The sequence below is a fragment of the Enterobacter sp. 198 genome (assembly GCF_009025585.1).
GTDB lineage: Bacteria > Pseudomonadota > Gammaproteobacteria > Enterobacterales > Enterobacteriaceae > Enterobacter > Enterobacter ludwigii.
Genome location: NZ_WCIM01000004.1, coordinates 82,266 through 98,662, shown reverse-complemented (window position 1 = coordinate 98,662; position 16,397 = coordinate 82,266). Strand labels below are relative to the sequence as shown.

At 47.0% G+C, this 16,397-nt stretch carries 24 protein-coding genes; 10 read left to right on the top strand and 14 right to left on the bottom strand.

The annotated features are described in order from the left end of the window. Nucleotides 1–325: 325 nt before the first annotated feature. Genes F8561_RS00655 through F8561_RS00645 form a run of 3 tightly spaced genes read left to right on the top strand, consistent with a single transcriptional unit; the run spans nt 326 to nt 2,176 of the window. A complete protein-coding gene (locus F8561_RS00655; protein WP_032678808.1) occupies nt 326–853 on the top strand; it encodes a tetratricopeptide repeat protein in 528 nt (175 codons plus the stop codon). A gap of 7 nt (nt 854–860) precedes the next feature. Further along, the gene (locus tag F8561_RS00650; RefSeq protein ID WP_080346980.1) at nt 861–1,391 is read left to right on the top strand and encodes a sigma-70 family RNA polymerase sigma factor; all 531 of its coding nucleotides are present in this window, start codon (nt 861–863) and stop codon (nt 1,389–1,391) included. After that, nucleotides 1,388–2,176 (top strand): anti-sigma factor family protein, encoded by a 789-nt coding sequence (locus F8561_RS00645; protein ID WP_049023136.1) that lies wholly within the window; start codon nt 1,388–1,390, stop codon nt 2,174–2,176. Before F8561_RS00650 ends, F8561_RS00645 begins: the two co-directional genes overlap by 4 nt. Here the strand turns inward: F8561_RS00645 and F8561_RS00640 are convergent. The 4 genes from F8561_RS00640 to F8561_RS24285 all read right to left on the bottom strand — a co-directional run bounded on the left by F8561_RS00640 (nt 2,168) and on the right by F8561_RS24285 (nt 4,968). Further along, nucleotides 2,168–2,725, bottom strand: a complete 558-nt coding sequence (locus tag F8561_RS00640; RefSeq protein WP_014171279.1) for a YceI family protein — start codon at nt 2,723–2,725, stop codon at nt 2,168–2,170. The two genes, F8561_RS00645 and F8561_RS00640, sit on opposite strands and share 9 nt — an antisense overlap. A gap of 68 nt (nt 2,726–2,793) precedes the next feature. Then, entirely contained in the window at nt 2,794–3,138 is a 345-nt protein-coding gene (locus F8561_RS00635) for a cupin domain-containing protein (protein ID WP_032680443.1), read from the bottom strand. A gap of 87 nt (nt 3,139–3,225) precedes the next feature. Beyond that, on the bottom strand, nt 3,226–3,582 hold the full coding sequence (locus F8561_RS00630; protein WP_014171277.1) for a hypothetical protein: 357 nt from the start codon (nt 3,580–3,582) through the stop codon (nt 3,226–3,228). Between the two features lie 1,218 nt (nt 3,583–4,800). Beyond that, a complete protein-coding gene (locus tag F8561_RS24285) occupies nt 4,801–4,968 on the bottom strand; it encodes a hypothetical protein (RefSeq protein WP_226777971.1) in 168 nt (55 codons plus the stop codon). Nucleotides 4,969–5,574: 606 nt separating this feature from the next. Here F8561_RS24285 and hxsD point away from each other — a divergent pair. The 4 genes from hxsD to hxsA are packed head-to-tail and all read left to right on the top strand — an operon-like array spanning nt 5,575 to nt 8,966. Next, nucleotides 5,575–5,847, top strand: a complete 273-nt coding sequence (hxsD, locus tag F8561_RS00615) for a His-Xaa-Ser system protein HxsD (protein WP_032678801.1) — start codon at nt 5,575–5,577, stop codon at nt 5,845–5,847. Then, on the top strand, nt 5,847–7,235 hold the full coding sequence (gene hxsB, locus F8561_RS00610; RefSeq protein ID WP_032678800.1) for a His-Xaa-Ser system radical SAM maturase HxsB: 1,389 nt from the start codon (nt 5,847–5,849) through the stop codon (nt 7,233–7,235). The genes hxsD and hxsB overlap by 1 nt, the downstream gene beginning before the upstream one ends. Further along, complete coding sequence (hxsC, locus tag F8561_RS00605) at nt 7,228–8,340, top strand: His-Xaa-Ser system radical SAM maturase HxsC (RefSeq protein WP_032678798.1); 1,113 nt, start codon at nt 7,228–7,230, stop codon at nt 8,338–8,340. Before hxsB ends, hxsC begins: the two co-directional genes overlap by 8 nt. Beyond that, nucleotides 8,337–8,966, top strand: a complete 630-nt coding sequence (hxsA, locus tag F8561_RS00600; RefSeq protein ID WP_072031457.1) for a His-Xaa-Ser repeat protein HxsA — start codon at nt 8,337–8,339, stop codon at nt 8,964–8,966. The genes hxsC and hxsA overlap by 4 nt, the downstream gene beginning before the upstream one ends. Before the next feature lie 338 nt (nt 8,967–9,304). On the opposite strand, the gene F8561_RS00595 is transcribed toward hxsA, so the two are convergent. From F8561_RS00595 to F8561_RS00545, 10 genes are all read right to left on the bottom strand, one after another. Further along, the gene (locus tag F8561_RS00595; protein ID WP_151887045.1) at nt 9,305–10,477 is read right to left on the bottom strand and encodes a site-specific integrase; all 1,173 of its coding nucleotides are present in this window, start codon (nt 10,475–10,477) and stop codon (nt 9,305–9,307) included. Beyond that, complete coding sequence (locus F8561_RS24280; protein WP_000050710.1) at nt 10,432–10,641, bottom strand: hypothetical protein; 210 nt, start codon at nt 10,639–10,641, stop codon at nt 10,432–10,434. The genes F8561_RS00595 and F8561_RS24280 overlap by 46 nt, the downstream gene beginning before the upstream one ends. After that, the gene (locus F8561_RS00585) at nt 10,631–10,915 is read right to left on the bottom strand and encodes a hypothetical protein (RefSeq protein ID WP_151887044.1); all 285 of its coding nucleotides are present in this window, start codon (nt 10,913–10,915) and stop codon (nt 10,631–10,633) included. Before F8561_RS00585 ends, F8561_RS24280 begins: the two co-directional genes overlap by 11 nt. Before the next feature lie 115 nt (nt 10,916–11,030). Continuing rightward, nucleotides 11,031–11,549 (bottom strand): hypothetical protein, encoded by a 519-nt coding sequence (locus F8561_RS00580; RefSeq protein ID WP_048210714.1) that lies wholly within the window; start codon nt 11,547–11,549, stop codon nt 11,031–11,033. 59 nt (nt 11,550–11,608) lie between these two features. Next, on the bottom strand, nt 11,609–12,022 hold the full coding sequence (locus F8561_RS00575; protein WP_063858689.1) for a hypothetical protein: 414 nt from the start codon (nt 12,020–12,022) through the stop codon (nt 11,609–11,611). A 189-nt stretch (nt 12,023–12,211) separates the two neighbouring features. Then, complete coding sequence (locus tag F8561_RS00565; protein ID WP_013097278.1) at nt 12,212–12,619, bottom strand: hypothetical protein; 408 nt, start codon at nt 12,617–12,619, stop codon at nt 12,212–12,214. Next, nucleotides 12,612–12,836: a hypothetical protein gene (locus F8561_RS00560; protein WP_006811079.1), complete on the bottom strand. Its 225-nt coding sequence runs from the start codon at nt 12,834–12,836 to the stop codon at nt 12,612–12,614. Before F8561_RS00560 ends, F8561_RS00565 begins: the two co-directional genes overlap by 8 nt. Nucleotides 12,837–12,942: 106 nt before the next feature. Next, nucleotides 12,943–13,329 carry a helix-turn-helix transcriptional regulator gene (locus tag F8561_RS00555; protein ID WP_044158724.1) on the bottom strand — a complete coding sequence of 129 codons (387 nt, stop codon included), beginning with the start codon at nt 13,327–13,329 and terminating at the stop codon, nt 12,943–12,945. A gap of 66 nt (nt 13,330–13,395) precedes the next feature. Next, on the bottom strand, nt 13,396–13,827 hold the full coding sequence (locus F8561_RS00550; RefSeq protein ID WP_044158727.1) for a helix-turn-helix domain-containing protein: 432 nt from the start codon (nt 13,825–13,827) through the stop codon (nt 13,396–13,398). Nucleotides 13,828–14,002: 175 nt separating this feature from the next. After that, nucleotides 14,003–14,788: a helix-turn-helix transcriptional regulator gene (locus F8561_RS00545; protein WP_102135191.1), complete on the bottom strand. Its 786-nt coding sequence runs from the start codon at nt 14,786–14,788 to the stop codon at nt 14,003–14,005. 49 nt (nt 14,789–14,837) lie between these two features. On the opposite strand from F8561_RS00545, the gene F8561_RS00540 reads away from it, so the two are divergent. From F8561_RS00540 to F8561_RS00530, 3 genes are read left to right on the top strand one after another with little or no spacing between them, the layout of a single operon-like run. Continuing rightward, nucleotides 14,838–15,068, top strand: a complete 231-nt coding sequence (locus tag F8561_RS00540; protein WP_072200443.1) for a transcriptional regulator — start codon at nt 14,838–14,840, stop codon at nt 15,066–15,068. A 1-nt stretch (nt 15,069) separates the two neighbouring features. After that, complete coding sequence (locus F8561_RS00535) at nt 15,070–15,279, top strand: DUF4222 domain-containing protein (protein ID WP_048982547.1); 210 nt, start codon at nt 15,070–15,072, stop codon at nt 15,277–15,279. Beyond that, nucleotides 15,272–16,294, top strand: coding sequence for a hypothetical protein (locus F8561_RS00530; protein ID WP_053087066.1), 1,023 nt, complete (start codon nt 15,272–15,274; stop codon nt 16,292–16,294). The genes F8561_RS00535 and F8561_RS00530 overlap by 8 nt, the downstream gene beginning before the upstream one ends. The last annotated feature ends 103 nt before the right edge of the window (nt 16,295–16,397 follow it).

The window sequence follows — 16,397 nt, the reverse complement described above, 5'->3', positions numbered from 1 at the left end:
TATTTAGCAGGGGACTTTTTATAGGATGGCGTTAAACGCTATTGTTTATGCCGGCTTAATGTGCGTTTAAGTTAGGGTAACGTTTTTGATATAACATATATTATGTTGGTAATTAATTAAAAATATATTCTTGTGCGGTGCCGGGATTCTGCTACTGAGAGAAAAATAATAACTAACAGGGAGTAAAGATAAAATATCCCGCTCAACATTTAATGGGGATACGACGTCAACATGATTCTGAGAAAAAAAAGAGGGGCCCGGGAATGAATAAAATGCACCGCTCACGCGTTTACTGACGTCATTCCCATTCACCCTGGAGCCTTTTATGAACACCACCTCTGTGCGTTTGATCCCGGTGCTGATTTTTTCCCTGTTGTCTCCTCTCGCGCTGGCGATGGGCGATAATAGTACCGAGAGCAAAACACCCGACTGTCCGTCCGGACAGGTGTATGACAGTGCAACTCAGAAATGTGTGCCCGATAAGAGCAGCAGCCTTAGCGATCAGGACAAAACCAACTATGCCTATCACCTTGCTAAAAAAGGCGAGTACCAGGCGGCGCTGAACCTTCTTGATTCGCTAAAAAATAACAACACGGCTGAAGCATGGAACTATCGCGGGTATGCCACCCGCAAACTGGGTCGTACGGATGAAGGTATCGGTTACTATCAGCGTGCGCTGGCTATCGCCCCGGATTATGCCAAAGCCCGTGAATATCTGGGCGAGGCGTGGATGGTCAAGGGACGTCCGGATCTGGCCAAAGAGCAACTGAAAGTGATTGCCGGTATTTGCGGCCAGTCCTGTGAAGAGTACCGTGACCTGCAGGCTGCCATTAACGGACATCCGGAATCCTGATTTTCTCGTGGAGGGAAAACACATCGCTACCCGTGAGGTTCGCCAACAGTTAGCCGCACACCTCTCACGTCTCTGGCGTTATGGGCTGGTGTTGTCGCGAAACAGGGATGTCGCCGAAGAGCTGGTTCAGTCCACCTGCGTGCGCGCGCTTGAAAAAAGCAGTCAGTACATGCCCGGTACACGTATCGACAGGTGGCTGTTTGCGATATTGCACTCCATCTGGATCTCTGAGCTTCGGGCACGCCATGTTCGTCAGGGGCAGGGGTTTGTCGCCAGCGATGAGCTTCTGGCACCGGATACCCGTGAACAGGATGAGACGCACCTGCATTACCTGAAGGTGATGCAGCGCGTCAACGCGCTCCCGGAAGCCCAGCGCAACACGGTTTTTTTGGTGTATGTCGAAGGTTTTACCTATCAGGAAGCCGCGAACACCCTGGCGGTGCCGATCGGTACCGTAATGAGCCGACTGGCGACGGCACGGGCAACGCTGGCAGCGTCTGCCGATGCCTTGCCCCCGGTTAAGGAGAAACGCTCTTGAACGCGCACCGTTTTACAGCGCCCTATAACGATGAGGCTATCGTGGCATGGATAGATGGCGAGATGTGTCATGCCGACGCGCAAAAATTTGAAGAACAGTTGAGACGTGACGAGCGCCTCTCCGGGCGGACCGCCGAGTTAATGAAAAGCAATGCGGATTACCCCGGCGCGTTTGCCGCTATGCTGGATGATGCTCCTCTGGAGAAAATGCAGGCCCGGCTGGCGGAACTGCCCGATCCGAAGCCCGCTACCCCGGCTGGCGTAAGCCGGCGCGCACTCATTGCCGCGTCGGTCAGTTTCCTGGTGGTCGGTTCCGGCGTGGGATATGGGTTGCGACCCGCTTTCGCACCTACTGATGAAAACGCCCATATTCGTGACCTCGAGGCGCAATACATGTCGCTTTACAGCGTCGAGACATTGCTGGATATGGACAGCGCGCCGCATGTTCTGCAGCGTGGGCTGGAACGGGCAGCGCAGGATATCGGCCTGCAACTTCAGGCGTCACAGCTTATCCTGCATGGAGCAGAGCTTAAAATGGTCCGCATGCTGCGCTATGAAACCACCTCTATCGCGCAAATAGCCTGGATAAATGCCGACTACGGCCCAATGGCGCTGTGTATCTCCCCGACAGAGCAGACAACGACAGCCGCTCAACAGGAACAGCGGCACGACATGAACCTGGTGTGGTGGCAGAAAGCGGGATATCAGTTTGTGTTGATCGGCCGCAACCCGCTCCCACAGTTGCGGGGCAGTGCAGAGCAGCTGCAAAGCCTGATTTCAGGATGACGGGATGCCGTTAGCCTGAATCGCAATGGTGATGGCAATCCTGTCATCAACGACCAGCGCAAATTTATCCATGCCGTAGGCCGCGCGCGAAATGGTCGTCGTCGCATCCAGCGTGAGGACCGGCGCGTGCGGATCTTTCACGACGGCGTCCAGAATGACCGGGCGGGCAATGTCGCGTACGATCAATGTTCCGAACACCCTGAACGTTCCTGAACCCTGAGCGACCACGCGTGAGCTGATAAATTCGATAACAGGATAACGTTCAGATTCAAAAAACATGTCGCTTTTCAGTTGCCAGGTGAGCAGGCTGTTTGAGGCAACCAGGGTAGCCACGGGAAGGGTGACATGAATATGGTCATCGATATCCTTATCCGGGTTAAGCGTTACGGAACCCGTGACGCCACTGAATCTGGCCCAGGAGAGGATCCCCCCGAAGGCGTGCCAGGATAACCGAATGGCGGTGTTTTCAGTATCAATGGTATAGCTCTGCGGGGCGGCCTGCGCCAGCGGACAGAGCAACACGAACAGAATAACCAGGCGTCGCAGCATCTCAGGATCTCTTTAGGGGTGGCAAGGCGTTAACGCGCAACCCCGGGGATCTATTCGGCTTTTAGGCGTCAGGACGTCTTAATAATATCCACCGAGATCTCGACGGCGGTTACCGGACCCCGGTTTTCCAGCCAGTGGACCGTGTTGTGATCTTCCGGCCAGCCGACACCGGGACCGTAATCAGTCGCAATACCGTGACGATGATCGGTGATGGTACCTTCAAGGATAAATACGGTGCCGGGTCTGTCGATATGATTATGCACCGGACCAAAGACTGCGCCGGGAGCGAGAGTGACCCTGCGCATGCGAAGCTGGCGCCCGGCCATGCCCGCTATTTCCGGACCCAGATCGACGACGGAGAGTAATTCAACGGTAACGCCCTGGGTTTCAGGTGCGGTGTGTTCGCTGTTCATGATGGGGTCCCCCTGAGTCAAGTTTAGTCTGCAGGGAGCAGGGCAGGAGGGAATAAAAAAGGCCGCGTCTGCGGCCTTTCGAAGGGATTACTCAGTGACTTTCTTTTCCAGCTCGCTGGCACCTTCTTTGGTTTTATTCCAGCCTTTCTCAGCACCTTCTTTGGTGGCATCCCACCCTTTCTCGGTACCTTCTTTGGTTTTATGCCAGGCTTTCTGGGAATCTTCGCTGACCTTGCTGCCTAAGTTTTCGGTTTTACCCTCTGCAGCATGCTTCTGTTTCAGCTTCAGCTCTTCGCCTTTATTCTGCTCTTCGTGCAGTTTTTGCTTCGCGTCGTTGGCGTTTGCCTTCGCCGCAGCGACGGTATCGTCAGTTGCATGTGTGGTCGCAGCAAATACTGGGGAAGCCAGCAGAACGGCAGATAATGCGATAATTGTTTTTTTCATAATATCCTCATTTAACGTTATCGGTTATGAGCGTGATTCAGCATGGCACAGACGAAGCGGCGTGGCTTTAGGAAAAAACTGTAATGTTATTTTGGCGTTATACCGTGAAGCGTATTTAGTTACGCAGAGGAATTAATTACTTTCAGTTTGAATGCCGTGTACCAGGGGCGTGCATATCCCTATTACTGGTGGCTTTTGGCTATGAGTAAAGTTAATTAACTCACTGAGCTTCGCAAAATATATTTTGACTCTCCCCGCTTGTTGGGGAGAGTTCGCATAACAGTTTCACGTTGTCGCTCCTGGAATAGCCTGAAAAAGGCCCGCCAAAGCGTCGGGAGGTGTAAATATCGCGTTTTTGTCCCTGAGGGTCGATTGTTGTCAGTGTCCAGCTACTCAGGCGATCTTGCGGTCCGACGGGTATAAAAACATGCCAGTCTCCCTGCGGTACGAAAGAAAAATACCCGTTATTATCCGTTTGTGTCGTGGCAATTTGTCGGTCGAATTCCACTAACGAAACGGTTACCCGGGGCAGCGGTTTTCCTGCGTTATTCAATGTGCCCTCAATACGAGGGGAGGGATAATCATGGTAAACGCAGCCGCTGAGCAAAAACGTGAGAGCCACGATAGCCTGGCTTGCGATGCGGTTTGAGGACGCTGTCATGGGTGCGAATCCTTTTGCGTTCAGGTGTTTTTCGGTGGCGTGAATGCAGTATACGCGGGTGGCGTAATTTCGGAACTGTAGATTCTGTTAAGGATGTTGATTTACTGAGTTTTTCCAGACTTATGCCTGGATAAATTGAGCGTGTGAATAGACACTGGCACCTCCAGAAGAATGTAGCTTTACGAGCTACATAATAAGAGATCTTGTCGTTGACTTTACAATGTTAACGTACTGACGTTGCGCTTCGCAGAAAGTCGCATCAACGAACTTTCTCTGGCGCAGGAGTGGCTGAAATCGTCATGTATTTTTTCAGGCCAGCCTCTCGTTTTACACCTTGGGCTCTGAACCAAAAGGAAGCCTTAAGCGCGGGGAGTCGACGTTGTTCACTGTCCAGAGAAAATTACCAATGAATCTGAAATTGATACTAGCTACTGTAACGGATAATACCTCAAAACTTCCCGTAGAATACTCATTACCCAAACGGACGATTTCTTTAACGCCATCCTTAACATCGATAAGAGCAATTGTCAGTGACTCCTCGAAAATAATGTCATCCGTTAAAAAAAGATATAGCGATGATCATTAACCTGAACAGCTGCTTCCAGTATTTGCCCTGGTACAATAATGTCTGTGCTATTGCCATTGATCACTACGTTAGGCTGCGCCTGGGATAAATCTGTCGCTTCCTGACCCTTTACCAGAGATATTGAATTAACCTGTTGCATAATCAATTCCACACACTACCCATCTCCGATACTGCAAGAGCACCGCTGACAAAACCACCAATAAGTACACAAACAGGTGCATCTGGCCCACACATCAATCCCGCCATTACGCAGCCTGCGGCGTTTATCGCTATTTTCCGCCCCGATTCTGAGACCTTATTCTCAGCGGTATAAATTTCGTAAACAGAAATTGCAACAGTGGGTACGACGTATAGATGCTCAAGGTATTGAGAGTGATTGTAAGCTCTCCTGGCTTAGTTAGTATCGACGTGCGCTAGTGCAGCTTCATCACGTCATGAGGAAATTCTTTCTCATTAAGAATTATTGAAGTAATAGATTTCATATCATGAACCACCAGCAGATCTTTTAAGCCCATACGTTTTGATGGTATATTGGGCGCTTAAAATTTAACCGGTTCAAGCGGCATATGATAATCAGAAAACATTATTGATTATCATAGGATAAGCAACATCATTTGTCAGAGTCGCCATTCAGATGCAAACATCCTGTAACATATTAATTAAATGGTGTATCCTCATTTCTATAGGAAAAATCCGCTTTACAGTGGTTGCTGATTGTGATTATTAGTTTTGTGAGGCAATGGCAATGTGCGAAAGGATATTAAAAAAAGATGTTTATTCTGAATGGGTTATACGCAATACCCTGTACTGGATGACTTCGCTTACTCAGTGGAAGTTTTGTGAAGATATATCCTCCTGGAAAATCTCTTTTGAAAACGATAGTCCCGAATGCCTCTATGAATTCGAGAGGCTGCTGAATGATTACGCTTTGCGAGAAAAACTACAGCATAAAACAGGGGCGTTGAGAGATTCTATTGTCCATAAAGTGCTTCGCAGTGTCGATGAAAGGCTTTCGTAATGGAATTGATGCCATTCAATTTTGACAGATTGCCTAATGGACAGGTGTTTATAAGCAACCTCGCTGGTTTTCATCATTTCATTGATGAGCAAGAGTTGCTTGATCTTTCTGATGAGCAAATCAATGCGGAACAATCAAACGCACTCGAAAGCAAGCTATTCATAACCAACGAAAGCTCATCGGCTATAACGCCCTATGCTTTAAGTTCTGCTTTTGCAAAACGATTGATGAATGAACTGGCTATCAGGCCAATTTTCATGATTGTGCCCACACTACGTTGCGACCATACCTGCAAGTATTGTCAGGTCAGTAGAGCTTCAGTGAATGCCTCTGGTTATGATCTAGATCCCGATCTCATCCCTGATATCATTTCTACTATCAAAAAACTATCGACACCACCATACAAGATAGAGATACAGGGTGGAGAGCCACTCTTGCGGTTCGATTTAATTCAGTCTATCTATGAGCAATGTGCTGAAACGCTGGGAGGTATCGATTTTGAGATGGTGATAGCATCAAGCCTGTCTGTCTTGAATGAGGATATGCTTGAATGGTCGAGAGATAGGAACATAACGTTCTCTACTTCGCTTGATGGTGAGGAAGTTGTTCACAACAGTAATCGAATTCTTGGTCATGGGCTTGCGTACAGTAGAACAGTGTCAGGAGTAGAGGCTATTAAACGGTCTTTAGGCGCTGGGCGAGTTGCAACGGTTACCACAGTTACTAAAGATCTTATCAGGCATCCTGAATCGATTGTCCATGCTCACTTGTCTCTTGGCCTCAAGGACATGTTTATCCGACCTGTTAGTCCCTATGGGTTTGCACAAAAAGCATCGTTCACCTTTTCTATGGATGAATACTTCAGTTTCTATGCCTCGTTGATAGATGAAATCCTTAAGATCAATAATGAAGGGATAAGGGTTGTGGAACATTCGGCCTCCATTCATCTGAAAAGGATCTTCAATCCCGGCTTTAGTGGTTACGCAGATTTAAAGTCGCCAAGTGGGGTTGTGCTTAACAGTATTCTTTTCAATTATGACGGTCGAGTATATGGTAGCGATGAGAGCCGTATGTTGCAGAAGGTGAATCCTGAAACGGAGTTCAGTGCGGGTGAGGTTAAGACGCTACAATTTTCTAAGAGTCCTTACTATAACGCAGTATTAAGTTCATCGTTCAATTTTGCTCTACCAGGTTGTGATACATGTGCATATCAACCATTTTGCGGTGCAGATCCATGCCAGAACATAAGTGTACAGGGTGAGCCTGTCGGTGATAGGAGTCGTTCAACGTTTTGTCAGTATCACAAGGGGATGTTCAGGTATCTGATGAACTGCATCTCAGAAGGTGGTCCGAAGGCTGAGATGCTAAAAGGATGGGCATATGTCTGAGGTTATAAGGAACGATATCTTTCATTTTGCTTCAAAAGAGACTGTGCCCGCGGGGTTCTATCGGTTATGCAAACAAAAACCAGTGAACCCTTTATTCTTTTTGCCCAATTTGCTGGTAGTTGCTGAAAGCAATAATGATGTCATTCTACCATGCTTTGATTACTCTGTTATTAGCACTGAATTATTTGAGTCAATTGAAGATGGAGATATTGGGATAATCAACAATGGCAATATGATACGCGTTATTCTGTCCCGAAGAGCCAATCATAATACTGTCTTAGTAACGGAACGTTGCAATAACTTGTGTCTGTTTTGTTCGCAGCCACCAAAAAAATCAAATGATGATTGGCTTCTTACCCAATCAGCTCTTGCTATAGCTTCATTTGGTTTGAATGGAGTTGTTGGGGTCAGCGGTGGTGAACCTTTGCTGTATGGAGATGATTTCCTTCACTTCATTGATTTTATCATCGAGAATTCACCAGATACTGCTTTGCATGTTTTAACAAACGGACGCAAATTTGCTGATACCAACTTTACTCAGGAAATGGCAAAGCGAAGCAAAAAGATCAAAATCACCTTTGGTATCCCGCTCTACTCATCAAGACCACTTGTGCATGATCATCTGGTAGGGAGTGATGGCGCATTTAATGAAACAGTCAAGGGGTTAATCAATGCAGGAAACTCAGGGATTAATATCGAACTTAGAGTTATTCCGACACTGGCTAACTATACAGAACTGGATGACATCGTAGAGTTCGTCGGCCGTGTGTTCTCCAACATCAATCAGATTTCCCTTATGGGGTTGGAATCTATCGGGTGGGCACGAAAAAACTGGTCATCAATCTTTATCGAGCATGATAACTATCGTGAGAAAATCCTCTCTGTCATAGACACTGCGCAAAGGTCAGGCATCCCTCTAACAATCTTCAATTACCCATTGTGCCATCTTCCTGAAAAAGCCAGAGGGTTTGCTACCCAGTCAATTTCTGACTGGAAAAATTACTATCCCAAAGAATGTGATGAATGTACTCAGAAGTCTTCCTGTGCTGGTTATTTCAGTTCGTCAAAAGGCCGTTTTCATCAACCTCCGAGACCAATTTTATGAAAAAAATTAATTTCGCTTCCCTGCTTCCGGGATTTTTGGCACTCAATAATTCTGTATGGGCAAGTGATTCCTCTACTGGAGCAAGTGATTTGCCCGGTATGACTCTTAATGAGCATGATTTAGTGATAGCACCACTTAACACGGAAGTCCCATTCTACATTGCAGGGCATCGCAGCCATAGCTCCCATCGGAGTCATAGTTCTCACAGATCCTCATCAGGTGGCGGGTACTATGGTGGCAGCACTCCTTATTATCCTAAAACATACAGTTCACCAAGCTCATCTGGCTCTTCAAGTTCAGGGACAAGTTCCTCATCGTCATCTGTTCGTTCGCTTCGCTCTAATGACATGGATGCCTCTACGACTACAAACTCTGCTGGAACGAATGGAACTACCCGTGCAACTAGTGGGCTGACTTCTGATACTGAAAAGCGTAAACGTTTAATCATGCGAGTGCAGTTTGCATTACTGGATAAAGGTTTTTATAACGGTAATATTGATGGAAGTATGGGACCAGCGACACGAGCTGCTATCAAAGATTATAGAGTTGCAAATGGGCTTCCTACTCCAGTAAGAGAAACATTAGATACTCAGTTATTGAATTCTTTAAATATACTGGCCCGTTAAAAATATCTGGTTAAATAGAATGAACATAAAACTCGCTATTTGAAGGATGTAGCTAATTCTGGGACAGGACATTCAGACGCCGCAGGACAGATCATGCATACAAAAAAGCCCGCAGGGCTTGCGCCGTGCGGGCTCTTAGGACTTCATCGGATGACTCTGGTAATCACCGATGGAGAATTTTGGTGGGCTGGCGGGAGTTGAACCCGTGTCCGAATAATTCCTAACCTATTGAATATTAATGCTTTGTATTTTTTAAAAGGTACCGGGTGCATTTTACGTGCATATCGTGGTCCCTCTAACGTCCTGATTCCGTCCAACATTTTGAAATATTCACCACGCTACAGAGCTGCAGAAATGGCGGTTTTCCCGTCGTATTCAGCCAGGTATTTACCGTAATTGCGGAACAGCATTTCCGGCCCTTTATGCCCCATCTGCCCGGCAAGCCAGAAAAGGTTTACGCCCTGGCTAATGTGTCTGGTGGCGAATGTGTGGCGGGTCTGGTACGGGTTACGGTATCGAACGCCAGCTTTTCTGAGGGTTGGCACCCATGCTTTTTTTCGTATTGCGTCGGCGTTCGCCCAGGGCTCTCCCGTTTTAGGGTCGCTGAAAATAAACTCGCTTTTCATGAAAGTGAATTGTTTCTGCGCCTGCAGCGCGGCCAGCGCCTCGCTGTTTAATTCTACTTTACGGGTACCGGCTTTTGTTTTGGTACCTTTCAGAACGCCAACAACACTTGCCGCCTGAACGTGAGCTGTTTTAGCGATATTGTCGAGATCAGGCCAGCGCAACGCACACAGCTCAGAGCTGCGTAAACCCGTATTGAATGCGAAACGGAACAGATTTTCCCATTCTTGGTATCTGCAGCTCTGGTAAATAGCGCTGATTTCCGCTGGTGTGAACGGATCAACTTTGTAATCGTCACTATTCGGGCTGCTGTCGATCACGTGGTACCGACTCGCGCTGACAAGGGTTACCGGGTTGATTGTCAGCAGGCCGTCAGTCACCGCTTCATCTATGGCGCTGCGCAGAAACGAGAGGTTATTCCTGATCGTTTTCAGCTTTGTCTTTCTGCTGGCGATCCAGTTTTTGAGGACCGCTGGGGTCAGTTCCGACACATGCATTTTGTGCAGCGCAGATAGCGCAGACAGGCACTTTTCATAACCGCCAATAGTGGAGGGCGAAAGGTTGCGGTTCTGGCAGATTTTCAGATACTCGTCCAGGTAGGACTTAATATTTTTGGTTTTCTTCACTACCCCGAACAGCTCCAGTTTTTTGGAGGTGGGGAAGTATTTCGCATAATCGAATGTGCCGCCGGCGATCTGGTTCTGTATCTCCCCCAGCAGGCGCTCGGCATACTTCACGCCGCGCGCGTTTGCTTCCATTCTGGATAGGGGCTCCCGGCAGAGAACCCCCTTGTAGGTGAATGTGATCACCAAGGTATCGCCAGTTTTATGCTGGCGAATTGTTACTCCTCTTGGGAGAGATAATGATCCTTGTTCTTTCTTGCCCACTTTGAAACCTCCGTTAAGTCTATCCAGCGTTCTTTAACGCCATCGACTTTTAATACATGGACACCCTCTTTCCATAACCCCCTTTGTATCCGTTTGTTAACGGCTTCAACCGTTTCTCCGGCGTCCCGGCAGTAGGTTGAAAGTGGTACGCAATCAAGACTCATGACCGACCTCCCGCCCAAATGCCTGGGCATTTTCCAGTTCATTTGCCGCATAGATAAGCGCGTTGTGGTGCGCTCTAAAACCGCCATCAAGTTCGCTGGCCGCTCTCTTGCGCAAAAAATCGATTGCAGCCTGATAGTCTTCACTGACTGGCAGATCTCCCAGTACCATCAGCATGTTTTGCGGGTCGATGGGAATGGTGGCGAGCCCCAGCTGCTTGGCCTCCGTTGCTAAACGGCTCCAACGCTTAATAACTTCTAAAACTGGCTTATTCATGGAGTGCCTCGCTACTTCACCAAAAATTTATATTCAATCAGCGCGCCGATAACGGTGGCCGCCAGCAGCACAGAAAATATGAAACTCACGATTAACCTTTTCATCAGCGCTCCCATCAGTGAATAACAGGATTGGATGGCATACCCTCTGCCTGAATCTGCTCTATGAAGCTGTCATGAAGCAGACCGAAACCATCACGGCCGAAAATCGATAACCTGAGCCCGTTTTCAGCGTCCATTTCAACCATGTCTCTATACATACCAAGCGCCATCTGCTGGCCTAGTTCCGTCCCGTATTTCTCTATAGCTCCACCTTCAAGGTAACTCGCAAGGGCGAATCGTTCCGGTCCTGGGTAAACGCTGATCGAGCCGCTATTGCTGGAGTAAATAACAGCGGTATCAACACCCCCATCGTTATTCGGAACGTCAACAGTGCCGTTCTTTTGTAGTTGTTCGGTTATGAAAACGGCGACCACGAGCCAACGCCATAAAATCAGCAGCTTTTCTTCGCTTGGTACGAACCAGCCACTTTCAACCGCTTCCATAATGCAAGCCAACAATTCCATTCCATCTGGAATCTGTTTGTCATAGTGACCATTGTCGAGTTGCCTTACGGCGGCGGAATATCCAATAATTCGATTCCCAAGGCGGATGCCGGTTGATGTCGGTTCTGGTTTGAATGTTGAATTCAGCATCAATGCACTCCTGCTGGTTTGATGGCCTGCAGTGCATCAACCTCTTTAACGAATCGGTCATGCATCGCGTCCCATTTCTCACACCATTTCTCCATTTCTCGCTTGCGCGACAGGATGCGACGCAGACGGCGAACACAACGCTGGTGTGCGGCCAGATACTCAGCCTTTGTTTCCCCGTCTCGCCATACCTCCCTGTCATCGCGATCAATACGCACCCGCGGGTGACGCTGCGGAAAACCTGAACGCTCAAAAGCCTCGGTGGTCATGAAGAAAGCCAGATATCGGATCGCCGTATCCCGCGTGAAGCATTTTTTGATACGACCATGGCGTACTGCCACGAACAGTGGGCCAACTGGCGTATCGTGTTTCTGTAATGCCAGGTCAATCATGCTTACGGTGCGTTTATCGTTCATTTCCGGTCCTTAACTTTGCTGTATCGTTCGTGACTCATTACTTCCCAGTTATTTCCGCCATCGCGGGAGAGTAGCCGCCAGCGGTGATTAACCTTGAGGCTCAAATTACCGGAGCCGTGCATACGGCAGGGGTGAATGCGCCTTGCTCTGAACTGGCTTAAAACGTGTGCTGCTTTGAGGTGAACCCACTCAGGAATTCGTATCGCTGTCAGTGCCATCAGATCCCCCCATTTCATGACCCTCCGTTTTCGGAGCCTCTACTTTTTGTTTTTTGACGAACTCAACCAGCTCAGAAATGAGCTCGTCGATTAATTCCTTCCCGCAATCCGTAAGGAATTCACCGCTGCCATTAACATCAACAGCGCTGCTGTAAATTCCCTTGATAGCTTTTACGCCTTCGACATTCCCGTACTCACTGATCGCAAGCCTTTCGAATTTTCTCAATAATCCATCGAGAAGAATCTCTGTTAACTCGACCGTGTTAATGCCGCCTTTATTGAGCTTAATAACAAGGCAGTTACTGCCTGTTTTACGCTGGTGGCGTAATAACGCTGCTTTTAAAATTCGGCGGCGATATGTCTCGATTAATTTATCCATTGCGGCGAGCCTCCTCCTCTAAGCTCATAACAATTTCCTCTTCTTTTTCGGTCCAATCATGAATTTCGCCAGCAATGTCATAAACAAGAGAGCAAATAGTTTTAAGTTGGAAATGGTCCAGTTTGTCGTGATATTCAAATAATGTTTGCGATAAACCAGCCAGTTGCTCGGCTTTGATGTTCACAACCTGAATGTCTTGCCTTTTTAATAAGCTCATTATTACCGACCATATGCTTTTTTAAGATAAAGACGAGCGATTACCTCGTAACCGCAGGCCGCATAAAGGCATGCTGTTCTATATGCCGATTTATCAATGATGAAAGTCATACGAAGCGCCTCACAGCCAAAGAAGCCACCACCCGACCGTGAATTTTGATTTCTTTCTGTTCATCGGTATTAAGGGTGAAAGTTTCGTAATGATGGTTATCAGAAATGATTTTTAATGAGCCATCAGCTAATGGCTCGATTCTCTTAATGAAAAGGCATGGGCGACCAAAAGCATCCATTGTGTAAACATAAATGCCAGAGGTAAGCGCATGTCCACCGCAATCAACGAAAGCCACAACCTCACATGGTTCGATGGTCGGCTGCATGGAGTAACCTTCCATCCGGCAGCTTTGAACGCGGTTACCAAAGTCATTAATGTTGTCAGATCCGAACAGCATTTGAGGCGTTTTAATCGGCTGATTAATTGCGACGGAATTTTGCATTTTCATTTCCTAAGGGTGAGTTTGTCCCCACCAAGAAAGGTGTTAATTAAATAATGTTAATTAATTTTAAATTTTGTCGGCTTGCTTGCAGATGGTTTCTTGCAAGTCGTCTAATTTTTCATAAACGATAGTTAGTGTACCGATAGACGACAATTCCGGAGGCATGCAATCCATAGCGTTAGATAAAGCCATTCTGCAATTGCCAATATCAGCAGACCATGAGTTAAGTTGATTGGACGTTATAATACTTGTTGGTTCTGTAAATTCACCGCACTGCTCGTTTCCTGAAATGAGCCACAGAACATCAGAATGAAGAATGTTAGCCAATTGGATTAACTGGTCAGCAAAAGGAACAGTTTTTTCCGTTTCCCAGTTGTTAATGGTTTCGGTTGTTAAACCAAGATGATCAGCCAAAAAATCCTGAGAGAGTCGAAGCGAAGATCTTTGATTTAATATTCTTTTGCCGATGGTTTTGGCTACGGTGATTTGAGTATTCATTTCATTGGCTCCATTGTTTGCCGATGAATGAACTTTATCTCAAAGATAAATTTTGGTAAATATCTTTTTGATAAATTATGATAAATTAATAGTTATGCCTTTGATATATATGGTAAATTATTTTGTGCAGGGCATAAAAAAACCAGCCGAAGCTGGTTTTTTATATGTATGAGTCTCAACCCAAACGGTTGTATGACATTTGCCATCTACCGACAACTAAGCCCTGAATGTGAAACTCGCTTTGATCAGTTTCAGATACAAACCATTTTTCGTAAGTTGAATTATCGCTGATGACTACCAGCTTGTCCTTAAGCAGCTGTAAGCGTTTGATATGAAAGTTGTCACCATAAACGAACGCATAAATCCCATCACCTATCAACCGGTTTACCGTAACGTCTATAACGACAAGATCCCCAGGGAAAATAGTCCCGAGCATGCTATCTCCGACAACCGTGCAGATTTTCAGGGAGGTAGGGCTACGCCCACCAAACATCCTTTTAGCTTCCTCTGGATCAAGTTCAATCGATTTAACTATTTCAGGATAGTCCATGTTCATCCTGCCACTTCCGCAACTGAACTCAGTGTCCATCACCTCAATTCGGTATTGTTGCTGATTTTTTGTCAGTGGATTTATGAAAAAGTTAGGCTTGGTACCAGATGCATCAACATCTGCTCTCTTTGAATCCATCCAGCCATGGGGCAGGCCCATACTTGACTCAATTCTCCTAGCTATTATGTCGCCAATGTTACGAGAGGCGTTAGAGCCAGATAACTGACTCAGTTGAGAAGGGGGTATACCAATTTTTTCAGCAATTTGTGCCTTGGTATAACCTTCCACGATGTACTCACCAATCAACCTGTTTAGGTTCTGGCGTCGAATGTTTTTTATGTCCATGACCAAATACTCCCACTTTTTAGCAATATGATAAATACCCAATTTGATAAATTTATCTTGCCTCATAGTTATCGTAAAGATAAACTTTACCAAAATGATAAATTGAGGTGTGGGTATGGAAAACGAACTTCTTTCCTGGCGTCGTGCTTCCACTAAAGAAGAGTGGCACGCTTTGGCAGTTAAGAGCGGTACATCAACAGGATATTTGAATCTTATTGCCTACGGATACAGAAATGCGTCACCAAAACTTGCAACTTCTATTGAAGCAGCAAGTAGAACTTTTGTGGGTAAAAAACCCCTCAAGCGAGAAATGCTTGTTTTCCCACGTCCGGGCAATGAGGTGTGACATGTCACACCCAATCACTACCGAAAACCAAATTAAGCCATTGGATATCGATTATCGCGATCCGCGCGGTGTGATTGTGCATGTCACCGGCTGGAATCGGGATAAACAGCAGGTGTATTTCACCAGGCAGAATTATCCGCATGAATGCATGCAGCCTGTCTGGAAGTTCCAACAATATTTTACGAAGGTCTCGGAGGCGCAAAATGCGTGATTACGGAAAGGTGTCTCCTCACTTCTGGATTGGCAGAACAGGCAAAGAGCTGCGTCAGGCTGGGCCAGAGTCTCAGCTTGTGGCGTTGTACCTGCTTACCAGTCCGCACGCCAATATGATCGGTCTTTATTACATGCCCCTTGCGTTCCTGTCTCATGAGACTGGATTAACCTTGGAAGGGGCTAAGAAGGGGCTTAATAGCGCCATTAAAGCCGGGTTTTGTAAGTACGACGAGCATTCAGAGATGGTGTGGGTCATCGAAATGGCAACGCATCAAATCGGCGAGGCGCTGAAACCCGGAGACAAGCGCTGTACTGGAGTACAGAACGAATACAACAAAGTATCGGATAACCTATTTCTTTCAGAGTTTTACGAGAAATATTCCAAACAATTCAATATGACTTTTTCCCGTAGTAGTGAGGTTCAGATCCCGGAGGAAATTGAAGGGGCTTCGAAGGGGCATGCAAGCCAGAAGCAGGAACAGGAGCAGGAGAAAGAACAAGATCAAACTAATTTGTCCGATTCGAATCGGACTGATGGCGATAAACCTGACGAGTCGAAAGGGAAACCTTCACAGGAAAAACCTGATTCAGAATCAGATGATGCTGAAGGCCAAGATCCAGTCGATGTCGCTTTCGAAAATATTTTTTGGGGGGCAGGTCTGAGAAAGGATGCCAAGGTCAAGGCTAAGTCAGCGTTCAGGACCAAATATCGCGACTGGAAAAAAGCGAACCGAGGTACGCCTGAGAACTTCGCCGTTATGCTGGCTGAAGATATCAGCCTCCGGGTGAAAACACAGCAAATGGGGTTCGACAAACTCCTGCCAGCGTCATACCTGAACGGAGAGCGCTGGAACGATGAAAAACCAAATGGAGCTCCTCAGATATCCGCAAGCGCAAACGCCATCGGTGGGACAGGTGCTTCCTGGTTCGCAAAACCAAGTGACGGTTCGGCTGAGGTATTTATCAGCCAGGCAGCCATTGACCGCATGAAGCGCGGAGCTAACCGCCCATGAAAAGAATCCTCAAACGTCTACTGGTTGCTGGCTATAACCGCGGCTTTTTGCGTGAGGAATTCGTGACTATGTGCTTTATAAAATTCGATTTACGGAGTGTGTG

Excerpts from the sequence above, each read along its gene's own strand:
- F8561_RS00635 (WP_032680443.1), bottom strand. The coding sequence starts at position 3,138 with ATGAACAGCGAACACACCGCACCTGAAACCCAGGGCGTTACCGTTGAA.
- F8561_RS00530 (WP_053087066.1), top strand. The coding sequence starts at position 15,272 with ATGCGTGATTACGGAAAGGTGTCTCCTCACTTCTGGATTGGCAGAACA.
- F8561_RS00630 (WP_014171277.1), bottom strand. The coding sequence starts at position 3,582 with ATGAAAAAAACAATTATCGCATTATCTGCCGTTCTGCTGGCTTCCCCA.
- hxsC (WP_032678798.1), top strand. The coding sequence starts at position 7,228 with ATGTCTGAGGTTATAAGGAACGATATCTTTCATTTTGCTTCAAAAGAG.
- F8561_RS00655 (WP_032678808.1), top strand. The coding sequence starts at position 326 with ATGAACACCACCTCTGTGCGTTTGATCCCGGTGCTGATTTTTTCCCTG.
- F8561_RS00565 (WP_013097278.1), bottom strand. The coding sequence starts at position 12,619 with ATGGATAAATTAATCGAGACATATCGCCGCCGAATTTTAAAAGCAGCG.
- F8561_RS00545 (WP_102135191.1), bottom strand. The coding sequence starts at position 14,788 with ATGAGGCAAGATAAATTTATCAAATTGGGTATTTATCATATTGCTAAA.
- F8561_RS00535 (WP_048982547.1), top strand. The coding sequence starts at position 15,070 with ATGTCACACCCAATCACTACCGAAAACCAAATTAAGCCATTGGATATC.
- F8561_RS00550 (WP_044158727.1), bottom strand. The coding sequence starts at position 13,827 with ATGAATACTCAAATCACCGTAGCCAAAACCATCGGCAAAAGAATATTA.
- F8561_RS00575 (WP_063858689.1), bottom strand. The coding sequence starts at position 12,022 with ATGAACGATAAACGCACCGTAAGCATGATTGACCTGGCATTACAGAAA.
- F8561_RS00585 (WP_151887044.1), bottom strand. The coding sequence starts at position 10,915 with ATGAATAAGCCAGTTTTAGAAGTTATTAAGCGTTGGAGCCGTTTAGCA.
- F8561_RS00640 (WP_014171279.1), bottom strand. The coding sequence starts at position 2,725 with ATGCTGCGACGCCTGGTTATTCTGTTCGTGTTGCTCTGTCCGCTGGCG.
- F8561_RS00540 (WP_072200443.1), top strand. The coding sequence starts at position 14,838 with ATGGAAAACGAACTTCTTTCCTGGCGTCGTGCTTCCACTAAAGAAGAG.
- F8561_RS00555 (WP_044158724.1), bottom strand. The coding sequence starts at position 13,329 with ATGCAAAATTCCGTCGCAATTAATCAGCCGATTAAAACGCCTCAAATG.
- F8561_RS24280 (WP_000050710.1), bottom strand. The coding sequence starts at position 10,641 with ATGAGTCTTGATTGCGTACCACTTTCAACCTACTGCCGGGACGCCGGA.
- hxsD (WP_032678801.1), top strand. The coding sequence starts at position 5,575 with ATGTGCGAAAGGATATTAAAAAAAGATGTTTATTCTGAATGGGTTATA.
- hxsB (WP_032678800.1), top strand. The coding sequence starts at position 5,847 with ATGGAATTGATGCCATTCAATTTTGACAGATTGCCTAATGGACAGGTG.
- F8561_RS00560 (WP_006811079.1), bottom strand. The coding sequence starts at position 12,836 with ATGAGCTTATTAAAAAGGCAAGACATTCAGGTTGTGAACATCAAAGCC.
- hxsA (WP_072031457.1), top strand. The coding sequence starts at position 8,337 with ATGAAAAAAATTAATTTCGCTTCCCTGCTTCCGGGATTTTTGGCACTC.
- F8561_RS24285 (WP_226777971.1), bottom strand. The coding sequence starts at position 4,968 with ATGCAACAGGTTAATTCAATATCTCTGGTAAAGGGTCAGGAAGCGACA.